Source organism: Hymenobacter agri (assembly GCF_054778495.1).
On the sequence record NZ_BAAGZM010001330.1, the window covers coordinates 1 to 507 of the forward strand.

Annotated in this window: 1 pseudogene; it reads left to right on the plus strand. The window is 67.5% G+C overall.

Features of this window, described 5'->3' with window-relative positions:
- A pseudogene (locus ACYVDE_RS26065) lies at nt 1-507 on the plus strand (ABC transporter permease subunit); the annotation flags it as partial.

The following is a 507-nucleotide window of genomic DNA, read 5'->3' on the forward strand; positions in this document are numbered from 1 at the left end:
GCTGGCCACGGGCTTCACCGGGCGCTACTGGCAGGCGCTGGGCTCCGACGCCGGCCTCCTGAAATCGGCCCTGTTCAGCCTGTGGGTAGCGGGTGCGTCGCTGAGCATCTCGGTGGTGTTGGCGCTGGCGTTGGTGCTGGGCGCGCAGGCCACCTTGCGCCGTCGGCCGTTTCCGACGCTGCTTTACGTGCCGCTGCTCATGCCCGCGCTGGTGATGGGTTTCTACCTGTTTCAGCTGCTGAGCCGCTCGGGGTGGCTGTCGCGGCTCAGCTTTGGGCTGGGCCTCACGGGTAGTCTGGAGGGCTTCCCCGAGTTGGTGCAGGACGTATCCGGCGTGGGCATCATTCTGGCGCACGTGCTCATGGCGTTTCCGTTTCTAACCTTGCTGTTCCAGGCCATTTACCAGGAAAGCCGTCTCGACGACTACCGCCAGCTCACCAGCACGCTGGGGGCTAGCGCGGCGCAGTTCCGGCGGCGGGTGGCCGTGCCGGTGCTGCTACGCCGGGC